At 43.9% G+C, this 21,846-nt stretch carries 28 protein-coding genes; 5 read left to right on the top strand and 23 right to left on the bottom strand.

The genetic code is table 11. The features are described 5' to 3' along the window. Window positions 1-21: 21 nt before the first annotated feature. The 22 genes from traM to WC743_RS00420 form a co-directional block, all read right to left on the bottom strand. Window positions 22-1,227 carry a conjugative transposon protein TraM gene (gene traM, locus WC743_RS00525; protein WP_373009760.1) on the bottom strand — a complete coding sequence of 402 codons (1,206 nt, stop codon included), beginning with the start codon at window positions 1,225-1,227 and terminating at the stop codon, window positions 22-24. Window positions 1,228-1,232: 5 nt separating this feature from the next. After that, the gene (locus WC743_RS00520) at window positions 1,233-1,646 is read right to left on the bottom strand and encodes a hypothetical protein (RefSeq protein WP_373009759.1); all 414 of its coding nucleotides are present in this window, start codon (window positions 1,644-1,646) and stop codon (window positions 1,233-1,235) included. After that, the gene (gene traK / locus WC743_RS00515; RefSeq protein WP_373009758.1) at window positions 1,624-2,238 is read right to left on the bottom strand and encodes a conjugative transposon protein TraK; all 615 of its coding nucleotides are present in this window, start codon (window positions 2,236-2,238) and stop codon (window positions 1,624-1,626) included. The genes WC743_RS00520 and traK overlap by 23 nt, the downstream gene beginning before the upstream one ends. 80 nt (window positions 2,239-2,318) lie before the next feature. Continuing rightward, complete coding sequence (locus WC743_RS00510; protein WP_373009757.1) at window positions 2,319-3,476, bottom strand: plasmid transfer protein; 1,158 nt, start codon at window positions 3,474-3,476, stop codon at window positions 2,319-2,321. Further along, the gene (locus WC743_RS00505; protein WP_373009756.1) at window positions 3,473-4,255 is read right to left on the bottom strand and encodes a hypothetical protein; all 783 of its coding nucleotides are present in this window, start codon (window positions 4,253-4,255) and stop codon (window positions 3,473-3,475) included. Before WC743_RS00505 ends, WC743_RS00510 begins: the two co-directional genes overlap by 4 nt. Before the next feature lie 56 nt (window positions 4,256-4,311). After that, the gene (locus WC743_RS00500) at window positions 4,312-4,977 is read right to left on the bottom strand and encodes a hypothetical protein (protein ID WP_373009755.1); all 666 of its coding nucleotides are present in this window, start codon (window positions 4,975-4,977) and stop codon (window positions 4,312-4,314) included. Next, window positions 4,974-5,639, bottom strand: a complete 666-nt coding sequence (locus WC743_RS00495; protein WP_373009754.1) for a hypothetical protein — start codon at window positions 5,637-5,639, stop codon at window positions 4,974-4,976. Before WC743_RS00495 ends, WC743_RS00500 begins: the two co-directional genes overlap by 4 nt. Window positions 5,640-5,643: 4 nt before the next feature. Beyond that, a complete protein-coding gene (locus WC743_RS00490) occupies window positions 5,644-6,327 on the bottom strand; it encodes a hypothetical protein (RefSeq protein WP_373009753.1) in 684 nt (227 codons plus the stop codon). Then, a complete protein-coding gene (locus tag WC743_RS00485; protein WP_373009752.1) occupies window positions 6,324-8,747 on the bottom strand; it encodes a TraG family conjugative transposon ATPase in 2,424 nt (807 codons plus the stop codon). Before WC743_RS00485 ends, WC743_RS00490 begins: the two co-directional genes overlap by 4 nt. After that, window positions 8,725-9,012 carry a plasmid transfer protein gene (locus tag WC743_RS00480; RefSeq protein WP_129568335.1) on the bottom strand — a complete coding sequence of 96 codons (288 nt, stop codon included), beginning with the start codon at window positions 9,010-9,012 and terminating at the stop codon, window positions 8,725-8,727. The genes WC743_RS00485 and WC743_RS00480 overlap by 23 nt, the downstream gene beginning before the upstream one ends. A gap of 2 nt (window positions 9,013-9,014) precedes the next feature. Further along, the gene (locus WC743_RS00475) at window positions 9,015-9,320 is read right to left on the bottom strand and encodes a DUF4134 domain-containing protein (protein WP_373009751.1); all 306 of its coding nucleotides are present in this window, start codon (window positions 9,318-9,320) and stop codon (window positions 9,015-9,017) included. 227 nt (window positions 9,321-9,547) lie between these two features. Continuing rightward, a complete protein-coding gene (locus tag WC743_RS00470; RefSeq protein WP_373009750.1) occupies window positions 9,548-9,838 on the bottom strand; it encodes a DUF4134 family protein in 291 nt (96 codons plus the stop codon). A gap of 3 nt (window positions 9,839-9,841) precedes the next feature. Further along, complete coding sequence (locus WC743_RS00465) at window positions 9,842-10,126, bottom strand: hypothetical protein (protein ID WP_373009749.1); 285 nt, start codon at window positions 10,124-10,126, stop codon at window positions 9,842-9,844. Continuing rightward, the gene (locus WC743_RS00460; protein ID WP_373009748.1) at window positions 10,123-10,482 is read right to left on the bottom strand and encodes a hypothetical protein; all 360 of its coding nucleotides are present in this window, start codon (window positions 10,480-10,482) and stop codon (window positions 10,123-10,125) included. The genes WC743_RS00465 and WC743_RS00460 overlap by 4 nt, the downstream gene beginning before the upstream one ends. Further along, the gene (locus WC743_RS00455; protein WP_373009747.1) at window positions 10,470-11,096 is read right to left on the bottom strand and encodes a ParA family protein; all 627 of its coding nucleotides are present in this window, start codon (window positions 11,094-11,096) and stop codon (window positions 10,470-10,472) included. Before WC743_RS00455 ends, WC743_RS00460 begins: the two co-directional genes overlap by 13 nt. Window positions 11,097-11,117: 21 nt before the next feature. Then, the gene (locus WC743_RS00450; RefSeq protein ID WP_373009746.1) at window positions 11,118-12,110 is read right to left on the bottom strand and encodes a relaxase/mobilization nuclease domain-containing protein; all 993 of its coding nucleotides are present in this window, start codon (window positions 12,108-12,110) and stop codon (window positions 11,118-11,120) included. A 284-nt stretch (window positions 12,111-12,394) separates the two neighbouring features. Then, window positions 12,395-12,823 carry a hypothetical protein gene (locus WC743_RS00445; protein WP_373009745.1) on the bottom strand — a complete coding sequence of 143 codons (429 nt, stop codon included), beginning with the start codon at window positions 12,821-12,823 and terminating at the stop codon, window positions 12,395-12,397. 145 nt (window positions 12,824-12,968) lie between these two features. Continuing rightward, window positions 12,969-13,379 (bottom strand): plasmid mobilization relaxosome protein MobC, encoded by a 411-nt coding sequence (gene mobC / locus WC743_RS00440; protein WP_373009743.1) that lies wholly within the window; start codon window positions 13,377-13,379, stop codon window positions 12,969-12,971. 165 nt (window positions 13,380-13,544) lie between these two features. Continuing rightward, window positions 13,545-14,486 (bottom strand): toprim domain-containing protein, encoded by a 942-nt coding sequence (locus WC743_RS00435; RefSeq protein WP_373009742.1) that lies wholly within the window; start codon window positions 14,484-14,486, stop codon window positions 13,545-13,547. 424 nt (window positions 14,487-14,910) lie between these two features. Then, a complete protein-coding gene (locus WC743_RS00430; RefSeq protein ID WP_373009741.1) occupies window positions 14,911-15,738 on the bottom strand; it encodes an RteC domain-containing protein in 828 nt (275 codons plus the stop codon). Between the two features lie 89 nt (window positions 15,739-15,827). Beyond that, window positions 15,828-17,192, bottom strand: coding sequence for a cysteine peptidase family C39 domain-containing protein (locus WC743_RS00425; protein ID WP_373009740.1), 1,365 nt, complete (start codon window positions 17,190-17,192; stop codon window positions 15,828-15,830). Between the two features lie 23 nt (window positions 17,193-17,215). Then, window positions 17,216-17,854 (bottom strand): hypothetical protein, encoded by a 639-nt coding sequence (locus tag WC743_RS00420; RefSeq protein WP_373009739.1) that lies wholly within the window; start codon window positions 17,852-17,854, stop codon window positions 17,216-17,218. A 104-nt stretch (window positions 17,855-17,958) separates the two neighbouring features. On the opposite strand from WC743_RS00420, the gene WC743_RS00415 reads away from it, so the two are divergent. The 5 genes from WC743_RS00415 (at window position 17,959) to WC743_RS00395 (ending at window position 20,406) form a co-directional block, all read left to right on the top strand. Continuing rightward, complete coding sequence (locus tag WC743_RS00415) at window positions 17,959-18,567, top strand: rhomboid family intramembrane serine protease (RefSeq protein WP_373009738.1); 609 nt, start codon at window positions 17,959-17,961, stop codon at window positions 18,565-18,567. A gap of 325 nt (window positions 18,568-18,892) precedes the next feature. Continuing rightward, window positions 18,893-19,243 (top strand): helix-turn-helix domain-containing protein, encoded by a 351-nt coding sequence (locus WC743_RS00410; RefSeq protein ID WP_373009737.1) that lies wholly within the window; start codon window positions 18,893-18,895, stop codon window positions 19,241-19,243. Window positions 19,244-19,315: 72 nt separating this feature from the next. After that, window positions 19,316-19,522: an HTH domain-containing protein gene (locus WC743_RS00405; RefSeq protein ID WP_373009736.1), complete on the top strand. Its 207-nt coding sequence runs from the start codon at window positions 19,316-19,318 to the stop codon at window positions 19,520-19,522. Window positions 19,523-19,558: 36 nt separating this feature from the next. Then, complete coding sequence (locus WC743_RS00400) at window positions 19,559-19,993, top strand: MauE/DoxX family redox-associated membrane protein (RefSeq protein WP_373009735.1); 435 nt, start codon at window positions 19,559-19,561, stop codon at window positions 19,991-19,993. Between the two features lie 149 nt (window positions 19,994-20,142). Beyond that, window positions 20,143-20,406, top strand: coding sequence for a DUF6520 family protein (locus WC743_RS00395; protein WP_373009734.1), 264 nt, complete (start codon window positions 20,143-20,145; stop codon window positions 20,404-20,406). A gap of 35 nt (window positions 20,407-20,441) precedes the next feature. On the opposite strand, the gene WC743_RS00390 is transcribed toward WC743_RS00395, so the two are convergent. Then, entirely contained in the window at window positions 20,442-21,830 is a 1,389-nt protein-coding gene (locus WC743_RS00390; protein WP_373009733.1) for a RagB/SusD family nutrient uptake outer membrane protein, read from the bottom strand. Window positions 21,831-21,846 lie beyond the last annotated feature (16 nt).

The raw sequence follows: 21,846 nt of genomic DNA, 5'->3' as shown, positions 1-21,846 counted from the left end.
AACTGGGCGCTGTGAAACGTTTTATTTTTGTTCACCGCTCAATTGTGCCTCTCCGCTCTGCGCGTTTTGCAAAGCATCGGGGTCAATGAGATAGAGGTATGAATTGTATTTAAGCTTTGCCTTATTTTTGCGGATGAGGTCTGCGATGGCCGATGAGGTTGATTGAAAGACCTTGCTTAGCGAGCTCATGATAAACTGGCTGTTCCCTGAACTGCCGTCTATGGTTACACCCTGCATGGAATTACTGCCCAGGTCTTTCGTGAAATCCCGGAATGCGGATGACGGCACGTACAGGCCGGGCAACCCGTCCATGTCATAAATATCCAGCTTAACCGGAAGGATCTTCCCATCATATAAGATGGAAGTAATGTTGAGCGTTACCCGCTGCCCGGTAAATCCATTGATCTGCGCGAAAAGGTAAGTGCCTTTTTTGATCAGGTTATTTCCTGCCTTAATATCTTCCAATAGTTTCAGCCGTAAGCGTGACCCTGCAAACCCGGTTACATTTTCATCGATCACCGCGCTAATAAATGCGGGTTCCTTTTCGGGTAAAACGGTATTAAAGTCTGCGGAAACCGCGTCGGCTTTTGCAACCGAAAGTTTGACCTGGTTTTGTTTAGTCTTTGCAACGATATCAGCGGCTTGTTTTTTCTTTAGTTCCTCCTTGTATGCGGGATCATTTTGTTTATTGATGCTATCCATAATGGCCATTTGTGCCCTGAAAACATCCATCGGATCTTTTTCTTTAACAACAGGAGCTACCTGATGAGGCGGATTGGCCTGTCTCCTGTTCATGGACTCGATCGCTTTGGCAACCTGCCGGTCCTGGGATAAGCCGGTTATTGATTCCTGTCTGCTATTGGGATGGTTCCCGTTGCCAAATTTTAATTTCATGGCTTGCTGAATGGAATCCAGCTTATTTTTTTGCCGGTCCGAATAATCGTTGTTAAATGCGGGGTTACTTGAAGTCTCACGGGGGATCACGTTTACGGCTGTCAGGCCATCGGCTTCTTTGTAGGTACTGCGATAAGCATCGAGTTTATCCGCTAACTGCTTTTTGCGCACATCAGCCGAAACCTGGCCTACAGACCCGTTCAGCCCTATGGTTTCTTTAATGGTGGCCTTTGGTTTTGAAAAACCACTGTTCCAGACATAAAAGAAAAGGCACAAAAAGGGCAAAAAGACGAGCGGCAGCACATATTTGGGCTGCTTAAAATCAATTTTCATAAGTTCTATTTTAGTGATTGGTGAATTTTGGACAGGCGGGAAAGAGCGCTATCCAGTAAGGTGCTATCATGGGCAGAAAGCTGGCTTTTAGCGGTCAGGCTATCCACCAGCTTTTTAAGGTTCATGGTTTCGCGGATATTCCCGGTGGCCTGTGAGATCTGGCTAAATCCATCCTCCACAGGGTTGACTTTTTTAACTACTGTTACCCTGCCTTTTTCGGGTTTCCGAAAGATGGTAAATGACAACACAAATGATAAAGCCAAAAGGAAGATCATGCAGCCCCAAAAAAACTTTGGATAGGCAGCCACCAGCCTTTTGGCCGCGTTCCCGGCAATCGCGAAATAAGTGCCAAATTCCTTATGTATTTCGCTGTACAGGGTATCCCTGGGATCCCTGTTAGAATGTATTCTTTTCCACATCTTGCAGGTCTTTATTTTCAAGGGTTTTCCAGTTCAGGATCAATACGCCGTGGGGATTATTATCACTTCGCGGAATATCTTTCAGGTAACCTTCAGTAATCAGCGAACGAACAACCGTGGAGCTTCGGCGGTCAATTTTAAGTTTACCATAATACCGGAAATAGTGCCTGGGCATATCCACCGAGATGGAATCCGTTTGTAAGGTCAGTACAGAGCTGGAAGAAAGGATCGAGTTGAAAAACCCATTCTCCTTCAGATTATTATACTGCTGCATCCCCGATTCATCTACGAGGTACATGGCCTTTTTCATTTGGTATTCCATATAATTATCATCCGGTGTTAAGGAAAAGAAAAGGGAATGAAAAAGGTCAACATCTGCCCTGTATTCAGCAGGGCGGTTCATCTGTACATCAGTTTGTTTGGCCAGAATGGGGATATTGTTATCCAGGATATAAATGCTTTTTTGTGCATTGGAAACCATCTTATAGGCATAAAGGCAATTCATACCGACAATGACCAGTGAGGTAAGCAGGCTGCCGGCCGCGATGAATGTCGCCAGCCTGATTTTGGCTTCAATATTTTTAATGATCATAAGAAATGACGTTAAATAAAAAGGCCGGCCCGCATTTGCGGGTCAGCCTGACATTAGAGGAAAAGGAGAAAAAGAACCTGTTAGAAAAAACTACCGGTGGCTTTGCGGGCCATACTCGCAACAGTTCCCGCGCTACGGCCAAAAGTGGATGTGGCCGAGCTGATACCGGAGGTAGAGATGATCCACGTGGAGATACTGGGAACGGTGGACATACAGATCGCGCCGATCAGGAATACAATGATCACCGTTCCAAATGAAAGGATACCGTTTCCGGCAAACCATGCCATTTTTTCCAGGTTAGCACTCATCCCGTTTTCGCCGACCAACTCTTTGTATTTACTGATTTCCGAGGTCAGTGCATATTCCTGCATCAGTCCCGTCAGGTACATGATCAGGTAGCCGATGCCGCTGTATAAGTTGACAGATATGAAACGGGCGATCCATGTGCTGAAACTATCGCGGAAGGCCGGCAGTATACTTACGGCTACGGCAAACGGGCCCAGGATAATAAGGATGGAGGAATAAATGATCTGTATCATAAAGATGATATACACCGCCAAACGCAAGATCCATATTCCAAGCAGTTCCAGCAACTGGGTAAAGAGTAATTGCATGCCTACGGTAAGCCGGTTCTTTAATTCCAATAAGGGGGAAACCACGCTGCTGATGCCTTCCTTGACGGTGCTGGTTACGGAATCCCAGGCCTGCCCGTACCACGTGTCGCTTTCTTTTTCAGCCACTTCGGTTTGCGCCTGGTAGATATAAAGGGAGTTGGCAACGGCGAGCATCAGGCTGGATCGGTTCAACCTTAAATTATTGACGATCGTTTGCTCACTGTTAAACATTTGTTCCGTCTGATTGGTCACTAATTCAGTTGGAAAAGCGATCATTTTAACGAATGGGCCCCACCACAAAATGATCATGGCCAAACCAAACGGTCGCATAAGGGGCATGATCTCCAGTTGCTTGTCACCTACCATCATTTCATAGGATTTGATCGCAAAAAAAATGATCATAAAAATGGCGGCAAGCGCTTTAGCATCGGTAATAAAGAGGTCAAAATGTGTCCATACGGAGTCTTTCAGGCCTTTTAAAAACACCATGATCCCGGCCTCGTAAACACCGTCACCCTGTAGGAACTGCAGGGTTTTGGTATTATCCGGATTGGGGGTGGATTGGGCGAACAAAACTGTTGTACAGAGACAGAGCAGAATAGCTAAGGATATTTTCTTTTTCATTGCAGGTGTTGTAAAACTTGTTTGGCGATCTGGATGTCCGTTTGCGGCGTCCAGTTGCTGACTGCCACCTGACCGGCTTGTAGCTTTTGCTGCTGTGCGGCCATATTTATGGTGGTTTGCGCGGATGAAGTACGGATGGCCCAGACGCCGGCAAGCCTGCGGTATTCCATCAGGTACCGGTGATAAGCCAGAATGCGCGCGCCACGATCCATAGTGGTTAAATGTGCGGCATCGACCCGTTCTTTCAGCATATCCAGTTCATTTTTGTACCAGCCATATAAACCTTCAGCAACCAATTTGGTACTGACCTGAGGGGAAAGGCCGGCTAAAATGGAAGCCATTGAATTATTCAGCACCGGTTTCAGTTCATTTTTGTAGTACAATTGCCATAAGGGATCGACATCCGAAACAAGGCCGGTTTGATTGGCAATTTCAGATAAGGCCGTATTCCGCACGGTATCGGACTGCAGTTTATATTTATTATCCGTGGTGGTCATAGCGCCAACTAACGCCAGGCGCTGGGTTTGCGGGCCGGTAGCACTGAGCGGACGCAAATCCTTTTTATGATAACTCGGATGAAACAAGCCCCAGGTCAGCCAGTAATATGGGTTGAGACTGAGAAAGCCCGCCTTAGGTTCAAATTTATTTTTGTCCCATTGCAGGTAAACCATGCGTTCCTGCTGGTAACGTACGGCCTTATCCTGCGCGGGCACCTGCCCGGAACAATGCCGTATCAGCGAAAAAAGTATAAATGGTAGTGGTATTAAGAAGTTTTTCATAATAATGATGATTTTAAACGGCAATTAAGAAACACAAGGGTATTCCGAGTTGATAATCATTGCCTTAAGTATTTTGCGTTTTGAATAATCTGATCAACGATCCGGATATCCTGACTGATAAAATTGGCAAATGGGTTTAAAGACGCGATAACACCCCGTTCCTTCGCCCAATACATGGCTTTCCAGGTACCATAGGCTAAGCCATCCAATATTTGCAGCTGGGTGATTACCTTACGTAATAACTGGTCACGGGCGTTATAGTCTGCCAAAACATTATTGCCCTCCTTGAGCACATAACCCGAAACATCCGTCACTAAAGCCAGGGACCTCGTTCGCATTTCTGCAGCCATGTTCCCGGCAAAGATTAACAGATGGGGTTCGGTTCGTGCCATTTGCAAGGCCTGGTTGATATAACCGGTCATATCCGCAATGATCACCGCTATGTTTTTAACGGCAAGTCCATCTTTTAAGGCGGAATTAACATTGGAAAGTCCCTGATAGATCATGGATTGCGCCAGTACCACGGAGCCAACATTGGCATTGAGATCGTTGATATTGTTATTGATCTTGCCGAGGTACTGGTCATGGGTAAACTCTGCACCACTTCTGACCGAAGCATTTTGAGAAACGGCAACAAGGTGCCGGTAATCGATCACATATTCCTGGGCCTGTACCCAATGAAAACACAATAGCATCAAGCCGGATATAGATAAGTTTTTCATTTGAGGTATTTGGCATTTTGAATGATCTCGCGGCTAATAGACTTATCGGCATCAATGAAATTCTGAAAAGGGTTTGCAGCCCTTAACAGCAAGGCGAGGCTGGAATACTGCATCATATTCAACATATTGCCTGACAGATCCTGGATATTGCTTAGTTCGGAGATCACATAATCAAAGAGCATCTTCCGGTCGGCTGCTTTCATTTGATTAACATCGCCAATCGCCAGGGTGAGCCCGGTCACGTAGGCAACCAGGCTCCGTGCCTGGCTGGTAAATTGAAGGGCGGATTGGTAACCGATAGCTATTAACGCTGGATTTTGCTGAACTAAGCGGATAATCTGCGCCTGGTTGTTAATGATGCGGCTTACCATTGGTGTTGCATAAATACCGATGTCCGCGATATTTATTGCGGTGCCGAGTGTATTATACCGCTGTTGCAAAGTGCGGTACATGTTTTTCGTTTTCGTTAATAAGATAAGGTTGGCCTGTTCGTTGGCGGTCGCCAGCGCCTGTTGGTTCTTAGCTTTTACCTGCAGTTTGTTTTCGGATTCAGATTCATTAACCAGCTGATGCAGGGCGGGAATGTTCAGTATTTTATGCTGTGCAAAGGCGGTAGCCGCACCCAAAAGCAAAGTAGTAAATAACAAGATTACAGTCTTCATGACACTATTTGATTTGTTTAAGGTATTTAGCGTTTGTTAATACGTCATTGGCAATCCTCACATCCTGGTTTTGCCATTCTGACCATGGGTTGAGTGAACGAAATATGCCGTTGATCTTAGCCCAATACATGGCCCTGTCCATACCATAGGCAATACCACGCAGGATGCGCATTTCATCGGCGATGTGGTTAAGCATTCTGCCGCGCTCGCCGGAGTCCATCAGGTTATTGCCGCCTTTAAGAACAAAGGCGCTGACATCTCCGGCAAGTATGGTTGCCCGCGTTTTGAAATCACGGGCACCCTGTTCGGCAAAAAGCAATAATACCGGGTCCGATTTAGCCAATCTAATAGAGGCCTCCACATCCTTAATAATGTCGGTACCGCATTCCGCGATCTCTTTAATGGTGGCCAGGTTATTAATGACCGAGGCTACCTGGCTCAGCCCCTGATAGATCTTATTTTGCAGGTCGTTAACGACCACCAACTGACCGGTTACGGCCAGCTGGCCTTTCTGGATGAGATCAAGTTTATTATTTGTGGTATTCAGCTGCCCGTTGATCACACCTGCATTAACCGCGATGGCAGCGGATACGGCAGGGTCAATCGTCAGGGTCTGCGCATGGGCGATACAAAAACCCGAGCAAACGATAATAGTTAAAATTGAATGTTTAAATAAGTTGATTTTCATGGTTGCTGTTTTTGGTTAACCTGTGAGATGAAGGCAGGTAAGGATTTCCCGCTTTCTTTAAAATCGCTGATAAAGACATCAAGGCCATCAGGATAAGAATCGAATCGGCTGGTGTAGCTCTCTACGGCTGACTTTTCCGGCTTTTCTGTCGTATAGGTAAGATACTGATGCAAGGACACTTCTACGCCGTACACCTCGCCGACTGCACCTCGCCGGATATAGACTTCCTTGAACCGGCCACGATTTTCGGTATTGTCAAGCTGGTTAATGGTAAATATCTTTCGCCTTTCGGTTTCATTAATAGAAAGCAAGGCAGCGATATCATTGTAATTATCCCTGAACTTGGTTTGGTCCAGCAAGCAGATGGTATCGGAATTGTTGATGATACTATCTTTTACTACGGCATTGCCGATAATATCACCCAGTTCCTGCGTAACGACTATGGCTTCGCCCCAGAATTTCCGGACAGTTTTGTAGAGGTACAGGAGATAGCCTGCCATTAGCGGGCTGGCGATGGCCTTCCATGCTTCCTCGACCACCAAAGCCTTTCGCCTGTTCGACCGGTACCGCATCTTCTGGATGAATACATCCATGATCGATAACGTGACGAGTGGAAAGAGGGTCTTGTTCTCCTTGATCGAATCAATTTCGTAGACAATGAATCGTTCGGTAAACAGTGATTTATCAGTGTCCTCATTCAGCAACCGGGCAAACTCACCGCCCTTATAGAATTTTTTAAGGACATATTTAAACTCGTCAAAATCAAACACGATCTTCTCTTCGGTTTTGATCTGCGGGATCTTTTCAAGAGCAAACTCATAAAAGGTATTGAAACTTAAATCGCCATTATCAGTAAAGAACTGACTATAATAAGCTGATATTACGTTGGCGATCACATCGCGTTCCACCGGGCTTAAAGTTCCTTCGGCACCCTTCCAGGTTACCCCGATCAGGGTACAAAGGAAATCCTTCTTTTCTATGTTATATTCCGCCTCGCTGATGCGGAACGGGTTCATGGTTATTGGATTCTTATCTGTATAGGTGATATATTTCCCCTTGTAATAGGAACACAGGCCCGAATAAGAGTGGCCGGTATCCACGATGACCATATCCATGTTATAAAGCATGTATTGCTCGATGAGTGAATTCATGAAAAAAGACTTGCCGGAGCCACTGGGGCCGAGGCAAAACCGGTTCCTGTTATTGATCCTTCCGGAGCGCATTGGTAAGTCTGAAGGGTCTATACCAACAGGTATCCCCTGCCGGTCAGTGAACCTGATCAAAAAATCAGATGGTTCATCCCTCGGCAGGGATTCCTTAAAGAAAAAGCAGACAGCTGCATCGCAGGTTGTGAGAAACCAATCATATTCCTTTAACTCTACGCTGTTTCCCGGCAGAGCAGTCCGGAATAGTTCCAGCTGGTTATAGGCATTTTTACTGGGGATGATCCCTAATTGAAAAAGCGAGCTTTCAATAAAATTGATCGCCTTTTGAATGGCGGTAACGGGAGCTGCCACCACGATATTAAAATGGCAATTGACCAGCAGCTGGCTTTCGCGGGCCACATCATTCAGCAGGAGATCGATGTCCTCTACGCATAATTGATTTGCCGGGTCGGGAATCCCGGCGTGCCTTTTCTTTTTTTGCTCCAGTTTCCGGAGCGTTACCGCCTGGTTTGGTATTTCGATGACCTGGTTGTAAACGATTACATCCACGCCGGGCACCTTAAAAAGGAATGAAAGGAAATCGACGGGAAACCCGCGCATACTTTCCTTATCGTTTAACTCAATATGTGAGGAAACATCTGATGGTAAATCTATACTGTCAATGTTGACCAGGCTGATACAGCGGACCGATCTGTCGCCCATCCTGATCTCAGTTTCAGATGGGGCAAGATTATCAAGGACAATATTGGGGCTGCCAAAGTCCATGCTCAGCACCTGTAAGACCAACTGGTTTAATTGCCCCTCGTTAAGCGCATTGGCTGATGGCAGCACATCCAGTACTTTGCCGATGGCCTGCCTGAAGTCCCGCAGTACGCGGCCATCATAAACATAAAACGCGCCTTTTTTTACCTGGCGCGTGATGGTTAGGTAAGTAGCTACCTGCATACATTCCCGCCCGTTAAAATGAGCGTTGTACTTTTTCTGCAGGTATTCCGCGGCAGGTGGGCCTTTATAGGGGGACCGGCTGATGATGTCCTGCTTTTGCAGCAGGTAGCCATCGCCTAATATTTTTACGACATTAATGAGCAGGTGGTGAAATTCCTCGTAACCTGCCGGATAAGCGGAGTAACGGATCACGGGGTTCACCAGTTGAATGACAACGGAGCATTCGCCGTTAAGGCCAATGAGCAAATCGTATTCCCCATCTTTATCCACCCCCGCATAGGGGATGTTAAACAAGGTTTTTACGGCCATAATGATTAAGGATGTAGATGTTTGAAGAGCGGCTTTTAGAGTGAAGGCCGCCTTTTTGTTTGCTGGCAGTAAAGAGCAATCCGCCGACAACAAACCCGATCAGTACCATGGCGCCAAGCCACATATTGACCAGTGACATGGTTAAAGCACCAAAAACAAGCCCGGTCAGCAGGGAGGCGATTCCCCAATAAATAAACTTGCCTTTGAAGCCCTTGAATATAAGGGGCCGTTGCAGCCCCTTATAAACAGGATACTTCCTGGCCATGATTACAAGCCGAAGAAAGCTTTGATCACCAAAGCAGACACAACGAGAAAGACACAACTGCCTCCCCAGCCCATCAACTCCTTGTTGATGTCCTGGTCGCCCGAATTCCACTTGGAGTAGACACGGATGGCACCCACAATACCGACGATACCGCCGATCACCAAAGTAATATTGGTTACGGGTGCAACGTAAGTTTTCAGGGTAGTGGTTGCAGTGTTCAGGCCGTTAACGCCGCTTTGAGCGAACACGGGAATGGATAGGGCCAGCAAAACGGCTGAAGCCCATAACTTTTTTGTTTTTGAGGACATTAAAATGGAGAAAAAATAAAGGCGGAGATCTTTTAGAGCCAGCTGGGAGCAGGCCGGTTATATTAAAAAAGCGTTCAGATCACGAACAACGCCCCGGTAATTTCACCCGATAGGGACGGCAGGATAAACACTGCCGGACAGATCCATATTGAATCTGAATTCTGAAGATTTATAGACAGGAATCTTTTAGTGCTTCGTGGGATGAAGCATTTTGGAAAAACAGGCATTCAGATCCCGAACAATGCGCGTAAAAAAGGGCCCGACAGGACCATAAAAAATGATGCAAAAAACCATGCGGCAACGGCCGAATCTATCCGATCCTTACCCATCTGCCAGTTATGGTATATTCGAAGGCCGCCAAACAGGCCGAATAAACAGGCCAGGACCAAACAAAAATCAATGGCAGAAAAAAAGGATGATGATAGATCCTGTTTAGCCTGTTGCATCTCGGCGATGCCGGGTTGAGCGAATGCCACTGCGCTTAAAAAGCAGCAACATGCTAACAGGAAAAATTTCATTCATTAGAAGCTAACGGATTTGATGTACTCGACCGATTCCTCACGGGCGAGATTGAAAAGCTGTTTAAGGCTTACGCCACCTGAAAAAGCAACGGAAGATTCCTTTCCGGAACCGGTTAATTCTTCTACAAGTGATTGAATAGGGTTAATTTCCTCAACAAAGGTGAGTTCATGTTTGTCACTCCCGGTTTCCCCGCGTTTAGTTTGCAGCTTGTCCCAAAAGATGAGCGCGACATAATATATCGAGTAGATACTAAGCAGCCAGAGGGCAAATTTTAACCAAGTCATAATTCTGAGTTTTGTATAAATTGTTTGATAATTGTTTTGAGTTCCGGGTTGGTTTCTATGAGGTGCCGGACGGAAAAGGCCGCAAATTTGGTGGCGTCAATACCCGTTGCGATTTTAAATTGATTCAGGAAATCGACAGTCGGCTTATTAAACCGGAAATGCACCAGGGTTTTATGATCAGAATTGTCATACTCGCTCAGGGCTTTCAGTATGGCTGAATCAATAACTTTGGTTATTTTCTTCCTGGGTTCATCGCTTTTTCCGTCGGCTTTCTTCGGTTTAACTTCTTTCGGTTTTTCGCCGGGCTTAACCATTTGTTCGCGCAGCTGGTCGGCTAATGATTTCATTTTTTCCATAAGCGGTCGGCAAATATTTCTTCAAAAACCGGGGTGATGATCCCATACAGGGACAGGGGTGTCTGAAAGGTGGTGATGCGTTGAAAATCGATCCGGTCAGGTAACATCGCGGTGATCTTTCCGAACCTGGAAAGCTGCTCATTCACTTCCGTCATGATCTCAAACTTTACGTTGGCCTTGATACGGTTAGGAATAAATACGACCTCCACACTGGGGTTTACCTTTTTAAGGACGACGGTAAATAAAACGGTGGATTCAAAAGTGAATTCATCATAGGCAAACGGGCAAACCACAAGGTCAGCGGATCTAAAAACCGGGATCAGGCCGTCATCATCCAGTTTACCCGGCAGGTCGATCAGTACCGTATCCTTTTTATTTTTGGTGAGCACCGGAATTAACGGCGGGAAGCTTTCCAGATTTGCCGGCAATACATCATATGGTTCTTGATTTTCCAGCACTTTCGCCTTTTCAAATTTCTGCGAAATGGATTGCTGGTAATCCATATCAATGATGGTTACGGGCCAGTCTTTAGCTAGGCTCAGGTAATTCCCTGATAGGACGGTGAGCGTACTTTTTCCAACGCCACCCTTTTGGTTGCCAAATAAACAGATCATAAATTTTCATGGTTTTGTCCCTTATCGGGTATTAGTTCTTGCCTTTCTTTGCCTGCGGCGTTTCATGCCGTATACCTGCTGGTCGTCCACATCATTGGAGATCATCACCGGGCTGATGTGCAACGGTTCCGGGGTATATTCAGAATAGTAAGTAATAGCTTCCCGACTCAAATAGCCCTGGAGACCTGTATCGGCCGGCTTTTCAGGTAAATCATAATGGACGCTCTCATCCAGCAAATGTTTCAGATTAAGGATCTCACTGCCTTTAAATACCTGTTTGGTAGCGTGGTCGATCACCGTATAACCATATGGCTTTTTCCCTTCGGAGCCATGGAATACAAGATCTATCTTATATTGTGCCTGCATCATAGTTACAAATGCCGTGGTAGCCTTGTGTTTAATGAACAATTCTTTTAGTTCTGCTATCCTGCCTTTATCCGGTTTATAAGCATTGATCCTTTTCTGAAGTTTTTTTTCATTCAGGTAATCACGGCCAAGAAAGCCCTGATTTTCCAGGATCAGGTAAAACTGGGCTTTGGTACTGAACCGGTATTGCATGGCAAAGTCGTAGCCTAAAACTTTGTTGATATTTTTTACCGCCCGAACCTGTTCATAATCGCGGTCGATCTGTTTACCGTCCTTACCTACCCTTGAACTTACGATATGTATATGGTTGTTCTCCGTGTCTTTATGAAAAACGATGAGGTACGGCTGAAGCCCGTATTTCATTTCCTTCATCCACATGACTGCGGCTTTTGTGAGTTCCTGCTTGTTATAATTGCGGCCGGACGCCGATACCACGGCATGGAACTGGGTATTTTTAATCACCTTGTTCTGGGCTGATACCATTAACAGGTAATTCACCAAATCCTGGAGGCGCGGATTTGCCAGGGCCTGTAAGGCTCCAAAATTGGCGATCAGCATGAGTTCGCCGGTATTACGATCAACCTTATCCGTATTGTATTTAACGCCGGCAAATGACCTGGAGGGTTTCTCAAGAATATGGGCGATCATAAAGGAGGGGGATATGAAAAGATGTATATCTAACTATCGGTGTAGCAGTATAACTACAGATCTCGCGAGCTATAAAGCTTAAGAGCAGTATATCGTTAGAACAGGTGATCCCTGTAACAATGTAGCCACCGATCAAAGTATCAACCTATCGCTATAGCAACCGATCATTAGATCAGGTGATCGCTGGAACAATGTAGCTTTAGAGCAGGATACCTTTATAGCTGGAGATCAGCATATCTTTGGATCAGCCTATCAGCATATCTTTATAGCTCTGAAGCTCTGAATTAACCTGGCCCGGAAACCGGTAATAATCTTTCGACACTTGCAATCGTATCATGAATTGCGCCTCCATGGCTAAAAAGCGCTAACCGTTCGATCTGATATCCCCGGCCTTTCCCCATAACTACAGAATGGTACCCAAATGTGATAACGATTCCTTCAGGCTGCAGGCAATCCCCGATGGCGTCCTTTAGTTGCCTAAAGGGGCTACATACGATTCCCTTATAGAGTTCCATGCTTTTGCGGTAGGCATAAGGCGGGTCTAACAAAACTGTTTGAAATTTCGGTCCCGTCCAGCTTCGGAGAAAGTCCAAAGCATCGAGATGGTAATCAGCAGGCATAGCCGGATCAAGGTCGTTCCTTGTTTCGTTTACCGCTAACCGGGTGTTGCCCGCAAAAAGATTTAGAACGTTCCCCTCGCAGGTGCGTTCCACCCAATTACGAATTGGCTTTACTGAAAAGGTGTAACGATGCAAAGGGCAACGGATATGATCGATAGGAATCATAAAAAGGGAAAGAGTGGGATTCCAGGCCATTACCATACGTGGTAATAGCTATAAAAACAGAACCGGACGGGATTTAAAGGCCCATAGCCCTGATGATCTTGCGAAGTGAAATCTCCAACAGTTGCTGGACTTTGATATAATCCTCAAGCAGTTCATTGAATTTCAGGATTATCCCAGGATTTAGCCCTCCCTTTAATCTCAGCACATTGGCGTGTTTGGCTAACTGGTTGATATTATTACCAATCCTGCCCAATTCGGCGCCCACCTTATCCAGGTGACGGATCAGTTCTTTCGAGTTAATGACCGTTTTCTTCGCATCGGATAAAATCCGCATCCTGATCAGGTCAGTTTTGTTAATACCCAATTCCTTTTCCAATTCAGCAACGTCTTTATATTCCACTTCAGTGAACCTGACATTGATAAATTTAGTCCGCTTACCTCCCGCTAATTTGGGCCTCCCATTCAGTTTTTTAAGACGCTCCATGAAAAAACGAGTTGCGAAGTTTTTTTATCTCCCCCCTGGAAGGGCAAGAGACTTTTTGTGAAACAAAAAGACATCTTGCCGTTGCAAAAGCAACGGAAATCCTGATTATAAATTTGGGATTTACCCACCAATTATGAAGTTGAGTGGCGGCACTGCCGCCAATAGTTACCTCACAAATGGAACCCGGACATTGGCAAAGAAATTCGTTTTAGTTTCTTGCTCGGTGGCCACAGTTTTTAACTGCGCTTTTAATTTATCGTTATAATCATTAAACCCTTCGTATATAGCTGACCGGTCTGTTGCATAGGGTAATGCTTTTATAAAATCCCTGCTGGCACCTTTACCTGCTTTATCACGGTCAAAGTAGATATCCAATGAGGAATAGGCCTTTGCCTTATTAATACCCTGGTGCAATAATGTCAGGGTATTTAATACGATAATTGTGTGGTCGGCCTCCGGGTTATCATATCGCCAGCTTAAAAAGTCCAGGAAACCTTCAAATAAAGCTGCTTTTTTAGGATGCCCCGGAATAACGGTAATCCCTTTGTGCCCCATACATCCTTTAAAATAACGGTTACGGACTTCCCAGGAATTATGCTCATTCAGCCAACCCGCAGCGAAATAATGTTTGCGTACATCATTTTCATCCTCTATAAAGTAATAGACCTCGCTGAGGTAAAACCTGGCGACCTCGAATACGCCGCGACTTTTCAGGTAATCAGTGATCGCCGGATGGGCACCCAATGGCCGTACCTTTTCAACAACATGCTGGACCTTTACAGGTTTTCTCGGCCGCCGAACCCTTGGCTCCGCTATTTCGATGGCACAAACGTCCTGGATCTTTTTTACAACCTCGTTAAAGCTTAAATGCTTCCAATAAGCCAATCCGAAATCAATAATAGTCCCTCCTTTCCCGGCACCATGGTCGAACCAAACACCGAGATCGTCATTCACACTAAAGGAGGGGTTGGTATCACTATCCCGGAGCATACTGACGTACATTTTTTCACGGCCTCGTTTGGGGACTGGCTGATACCCTAAACGGCTTAGGAGGTCTACCAACGAGGCTTGTTCCTTCAGCTCCCTGGCAGTTAATAACTTTGACATAAAAAATAAATTTGAGTTAAACAGATAGCCGGTATCCGGCAATAATAAAATGGCACCTGTTCATTGACGAAAGTGCCTTAGCTACAGTTAGCTTTTGTACCGGCAGCGGGTATCGGTCCCGTGTAATTCACTTCTGCCGGTAATATATTTCGGGACTACTCACGTCGGCATCTACATGCCGGGCTCTCGCCTGCCTATGCGTTTTCGGAATTTTGATATGATCTCACCTTCGCAGAATTTTCCGTTTCTCCCGGAATAATGCTTTGTCCCCCAATGTCAAAGAACCGTATAAGGCCTGAGCCTTATGGTTTCGTTGATACAAATGTGGGGGTAGAAAAAACGGCAACTACAGTAGCTTTTCGGTACTACCGATAAAAAAAACACAGCGAATCGCTGTGTATCTGAAAAACATCTCAATTCATCCTTATGAATTGCCCTGATCTATTTTTTCCTCTATTTTTTCCTTCATCTGATCTATATATTTGGTTTGACTAAGGCGCTTTCTCCTACCGATTTCGGTAAATCGCCGCTGAATAACGCCTATTTTAATTTGCAGGTTTTCTTCCAGCCATCGCACGATCTGATTTAAACTTGCATTGCCATTGTTGAGTTGCCCCGTGAGGTATAAGCCATATGCTAATTCAACAATATTGATTGAATCGCCTGTCCATTTAAGACTTTCTCCCGAACCTTTCTTTGTCGGCTCATCACTTGCACGTGCTATTTGATCAAGGGCAAATTGCTGGATTGATTCATAACCTTTGAATTTTGAAAAAAGTAAACTCATTGGTGTACTGAAATTTGGATCAAGATCATTGATATCATCCGTTGGCAAATCAAGAGGACCTTTATTCCGGAGGAAATAAGTGGAATCCATATGGGTCAGATCGTTCTTATAGTACTGGTAATGGAATGAGTTAATCCTAAAAAAGCTTTGGATGCTTTTTATTTCGGATTCGTAATATTTTATAATAGTTCCGGATGTTCCGACCGGTTCATTCAATTTCAGGTTGTACCGGTATATTAGCCCGATCTTTAGCGACAGAATCGCGGGCTTAAAATTTTTAAAGAATTCAATTTCATCGTCCTGGCTTTCAAAGCCATCTTCCGAAATATTGAACTTGATTGTAAATAGGGCTTCCTGAATTAATGAAGTACCTTTATGAAGCTTATCTGCCGAGTTTGTGAATGCATTATCATCAAGCAGTGCGTCTTCGAGCTCCGATTTTATTTTATTGAATTCAGTTTTCATAGCAATGATTTATATGATTAAATAATAGAATTGAATAGGCATAGCAGTCCCGTCCCGATTAAGACGGGCTGTTATTGGAGTAAGCTGTTCTATAATTGCTGCAAAGAATGCGCAGCCTGTGCGCCATCAAAAATGACGGGTAAAGAAGTGATTATACGTTGCAGTATTATCAAAACAAGGTACCCGAGAATGGTTAAGCCGACGATAAAGGGTGCTGAATGATCGCCGGTGAAAAATCCAAGGGCTATAAGAACAATAATATTAATCCCGCCGAGAACCTCATTGTTAAACATCGTTCTACTTAACTGACGGGCATTTGCTGCTGCTTCATTAATATACCTTTCATAAAATGTATCGAACCGATGGCTGTCATGAGGCGCCCCCCGTTTCGGAAATGCGTTGGAATTCATTAAAACTTGTTCCGACTCAGCATGAAGGTCACTTAAATATTTGGCAAAAAGCAGGTCATCAGGAAGTCGTTTTATGGCCACACATAAGGCAAATGCCGAAAAAAACAGCGTCACAGACGCAGCCAGCAGATCAAGATATAACAGGCAGCCCAACAATGTAACCAACAATAGACCTTCAGAAAGGGCGATTGAAAATACGCCATTTATAGAAAGCTGATATTTGGAGATGATGATCAGATGTTTTTGAATGCTTTTATCAACGGGTCTTGAAATGTTACTGTGATGAACGGGTAACGACGCGAATTTATTTATTAGCTGCAAGTTGATGATCTTGTTCACCCTGATTAGGAGTTGTTGCTTGATATGGTTGAGAATCCCTTTGCATACTATGCTAATGGCAAGAAGAGTTAAGATCGCGATTCTGAAGCCGAGCTGTCTGATGGTTTCCTTGCCGGTTAACAGTTGCTGAAGCAATGCTGATAAACTTATGCCCATTATGAAACTTAAAAGATGGATGAGGGGAATGAAGAACCATAGGGGTTTGGGGATCAAATTCCAATTGAAGGCTTTCCGCCATAAAAAGAAATCACCTTTTTGATGTCTTTGATCAATATCTACAATGTATAACGCCGACCTCGAAACGCAGATGGATAACAGGTGCGATTCATCTATGATTTTAATGTCGGTCCCGGGGTCACCGATCACGTAAAAATATTGGCCATTCAGTTTTTTGGCCACGAACAAGGTAACGAAGTGAAATGCGCCATATGGATTTACGGTATGTAGTATTACCGGTGAGGTAATACATCTAAAATTGGCCGCTTCAATGCGGACGCATCTGCTTTTGCGATTATATCTCTCCATTAATGTTTTTAGTTCCAGGAGTGACAATTCTGAAAAATTGGTGTCCATCAATTTTACCAATTCATGAGATACTTCATATTCCCCTGTAAACCGGAAAATCATCGCCATGCAGGCTAACCCGCAATTGTTTTCGTTTGACTGCCTGACATAACAGCTTTGGTAAAAACCGATATTCTTCATAGTAAATGGTATTTGGATGAATGTTAAGATGTCGCCGGAAAATAGATGACCGCTGAAAATGTCAGCAGGCAGATCCAGATCAGAAAGGCAGGGAGATAAAATCGAATTACAACTTTAAGGCTGGAGTCGTAGTTCATACCGGTCTCCTTATGGATACCTGCTGCAAGTAAAAACCAATATGCAACTTCAAAAATATTGATAGCCTGCAGTGCATAATGCCAGTCTGCCGGAATTTCACTCACCAGCATCAGGGCGGAGAGCGCGTAATACCGGTGCCAGTCTTCCAGTGTAAATACTGGTTCTAAAAAATAAAAATGAAGGAACTTTGTAGCGGCGGGTAATAAAAAGACGTACTCAGAAAGCGTTACTATCCGTAGCACTTGTTGAAAAGAAACAGAAACCTCTAAAAGGTAGAGCGCCGTATAAAGAATTAAACTGACTGCTATGATCCTCACTGCGAGGTAGGTTATTGCTGATGCATAGATCCATTTTTGTAAAAGGTTATACACCATTAATTCCTGATCAGGTGAGCCCGATAGATATTGGCCATTACGGCTGAAAAATTCACTGGTTAAAATAAATTTATCTGTAAGCCAGATGAGTATGCAGGAAAGAAGGCATAGCACAATAAAATTAAACAGGTAGTTGTTCCAGATTTTCATACAATAGAATTTTTGGTAAAATTCTGCTGCCATCGTGCAACTACCTATAAGTTGAAATGATAAGTTATTAGTTAAAGTAATTGTGAATTAACTTGGGAGAACCTATGACCCGTTCAAATAATTTCAATCCGCAGGAATCTCCTGTTTGCCTTTTATTAATCGCCACGATGACTGCATGCAGCTTGTTAGCACTAAAAAATCAGCGTTTGTTTTTTGCAGCGATTTTGCACCCAGTTACTGTAAATAGGAAAAAAGAATACTACAGGCTCTTTAGTTCAGATCTGATACACAATGATGTGGTGCATCTTTTCGTCAATGTATTCGCCTTGTTTGCCGTTGGATCCCAATTGGAAGAATACTTGAGAAGCGTAAATACAATGGGGAGCTTTTGGTTCGCTGTTATTTATCTATGCAGCTGTGTCTGCGGGACATTTTTTACCTTTCTCAGGCACAGAAATGATATCGAATTTTCAAGTGCGGGGGCCTCTGGCAGCGTTCTTGGCTGTATGATGAGTTTTATGATATTGCAACCTTATCACATCGCATTTTATATGCCGCTGATTGGGGGTGTGATAAATATGTACGCCGCACTCATTTATATTGTGTTTTTAATTCTTTACCAGATAAAAGCGGCCAACCCGCTTGTGAACAATGAAGTGCATTTTTATGGAGCGCTTGGAGGTATGGTGTGCGCTTTGGTTTTTAAGGCATGAAAGTGCCGGGTTTGGCCCCGGCACCTGATTTACCACCAGCCGAGGCAGGACGGGCCTGTTGCCGCGGCGATCGCGCCTACTGCAGCGCCAACGCCGCCGAAAAGGCCTCCGACTGAAGCGGAAACTGCGATGTTATAAGCGCACTGACTGGCCCCTCCTTTTAACTCTGACGCAATGTTGTCTGTTAAGTCTTCCATTGTAAAACAATTGTGTTTCTTCACAGTATTATGAATTACACGAAATTGTCGTAATGCAATACCGATAGCTAAAAGGTTAACTTGTATTTTATTACCTTAGCTTATAGGAAACCCTGGCAAACTTTTATATGGATTCGATTGGAGAAAAAATACGGATACAGCGCTTAACAAAGAACTACAGCCAGCAGTATATGTCTTTTATGCTGGATATATCACAGGCTGCCTATTCCAATCTTGAGCGGAATGAAACCGACCTGACGATTAAGAGGATCTATGAAATTGCCGAGATTCTTGAGATCTCTCCTTTTATTTTACTGCCAAAGCCGAAGTTTGGTACCTACATCAATTATCACAATTTTATGCTTACGATCAGGAAGATCGGGCGATTCTGGTCTGACGCGATCAAAAGGAAAAAAGAGAACCTCCCGGAACATATCAATGTCTACAACAGTGACATTGAAAAGCTAAATATCGAATAATTTATAAGTTTAACTAATAGCTTACTTCCTGTAAAACAGGCAATTTCATACTGTAAACCGGCAGCATGAAAAATGGACTACAGGACCTACGAACAGCGATTAGCATATATATTAGAACAGATACGGAAGAATAGGTTCCGTTCGCTCGAGGTTACGGCGGACCGTTTCAGCTGTAGTGTCCGTACGGTTAAAAGAATGATTGCACATCTCCGCGATCAGGGTCATGAAATCACTTATGACCGTCTTCAAAAAAAATATATCATAAAAAATCCCGAGTGACATTCTATGTCATTATTGCTCCTACACCTTTGTTTTATGATATTCCAAAACTCCAAATGGCTGGCAGTAATTGAGTTTTTTTTGATTTTGCTGTGGGTTTATGCAGCATTAAGCAAATTGCTAACATTTGAAGAATTCAAAGGTCAAATGCATAACCAAACATTTCCTCTATGGGTTGCCAACACGCTGATTTACGCGTTGCCAGAGGTAGAGTTAATTGCCGCTGCAAGTCTTGTTTTTGATAAAACGAGACTTGCCGGTTTAATCATTTCATTCATCTTAATGGCGCTTTTTACAGGTTATATTTCCCTTGTACTCCTTGGTTATTGGGAAAGATTCCCTTGCTCTTGTGGCGGAATACTTAAGCACATGGGGTGGAAGACCCACTTAATTTTTAATATTTCTGTTTTGGCCTTGATTTCAATCGCGATAAAATTATTCACTAAAGAAAGGAGAACTGGTGACAATTAAACTAATGAATGGTAACCATGGATCGTGCCGGCAAGGTCGTGCACGATCAACCAGGAGATGCCGAAAACCCGTAAAATAGAGTAGGCAGTAATCACATTTTCAACTAAAGTTTTTTGATGTTTTTTGATTTATAAAAATGTCCTTTCAAAATGAAAAGATTAAAAATCAATCTGGCTGTTATCGCTATTTTATTAGGTACCGGTGCAGCTTACGCTACAAATTTCCACAAAGATGCCACTGTTTTTTGGGGGAAACGTGCAAATGGTACTTATGTTATTGCTGATAGCAACGATTTATGTAACAACCTTACGCCGCCTGTTTGTAAAGCCGAATACCCGGAAGGCCAAAACCCGAATATGGATCCATCTGATCCGATTAGCACAACACCAGGCACATTTGTACAGGTGCCTTAAAAAAATAAAAGGGAGGCAATTGCCTCCCTTTTATTTTATCGTGGATTTTGCGGTATGCCGCTACCGGCTATCTCATTGTCAGGTATAGGGAATACATATTTATTATCGTTCGGCGGCAATGACAAAAGCCTACCATTTATCATACGTGATAATGTGGTTTTATATTTATCTTCCAGGTTTAAGCGCCTAAGGTCCGACCAGCGAATCCCCCTTGCTGTTAATTCTTTACGCCGTTCTTTCAATATAATTGAAATGACTTCGTCAGCGTTGGTTGACATTATCGGAGTAAACGTTCCGGTTTTATATCTGTTAATCAACAGGAAGTTTAAGTCTTTGAGCGCAGCATTTAAATCGTTGTTTCTCGCCAAACATTCTGCCCGGTTCAGGTAAACTTCATCGGTGGACAGTCCTCCAAATAACCGGTATGCAAACCCGGTATAATCACCGACGAATGAATACTTCCCTGTACCATCATCAGCAAACAAAAGCGATTTTCTAAGGTCGTTTTGATCGTAAGAATTGTAAAGATCAGGATTGATGTAAGGAGAGAAAAAGTTAAAAAGCGCACTAATCAAATCTCCGTAAAAAACGACCTCTTGATTTCCATCTTTTATGGATTGTGGAAAAGGGTTGATGCCGGCCGCTGTTAATGTGTTGTAGTTTATAAGTTGATTATTCACGGCGAGATAATCATCGGCCGCTTTTTTTGCATTCGTGTAATCATTCATGCTTAGATACATCCTTGATAACAATGCATTCACTGCTAGTTGTGATGCCATAGTGTTCAGCGCTGGTTTTTGTGGAAGCAGGTTTTTTGCAGCATTGAGATCTGTGATAATTTGATCATAAGTTTGCTGAACACTTGCCCTGACTGACTTCTCATTTACATCGCTTTTTAGTCGTAATGGGATTCCCGGATCAGTTGAAGCAGAAGCTTTAATGTATGGTTTTGCGAATTCCTGTGCCAGGTTATAAAAGGCTCTCGCCCTGAAGAACAAAGCATTTCCTTTTATCTGATCTCTTTGCTGTTGTGATGACTGATCGGGCGAGAGTTTTTCCACTCCTTCCAGTATGACGTTTGCATAAAAAACCTGCTGATAAGGTGTTTCCCAGTCCAATAGCCGCGCGCCTAAATATGGATTCCAGGAATAGCTGTTTACTTCGGAGATATCGAGGTATTCTAAATTTTCGTCAGGCAGGAGAAATTCGTCACCTGCTATCATGTTCAAAGACGGAGCCGCATTCATAATAGTGAGGTTGTTTAGCAGGGCTTGAAAGTCTTGCAAAGTAGTGGGCACCAGCAAAGCCTTATCGGGTTTTTTGTCCAGAAAATCTTTTTTGCAGGATATCAAAAGTGTGCATAGTATGATTGGTATTATATAGCAAATGATGCTTACCGACCTTTTATTATATTTAAGTTTCATGATGATCGTGTTTTAT

Origin of the sequence: Mucilaginibacter sp., from assembly GCF_041660805.1 — a bacterium.
GTDB lineage: Bacteria > Bacteroidota > Bacteroidia > Sphingobacteriales > Sphingobacteriaceae > Mucilaginibacter.
This window is presented reverse-complemented; position numbering and strand designations above follow the sequence as displayed.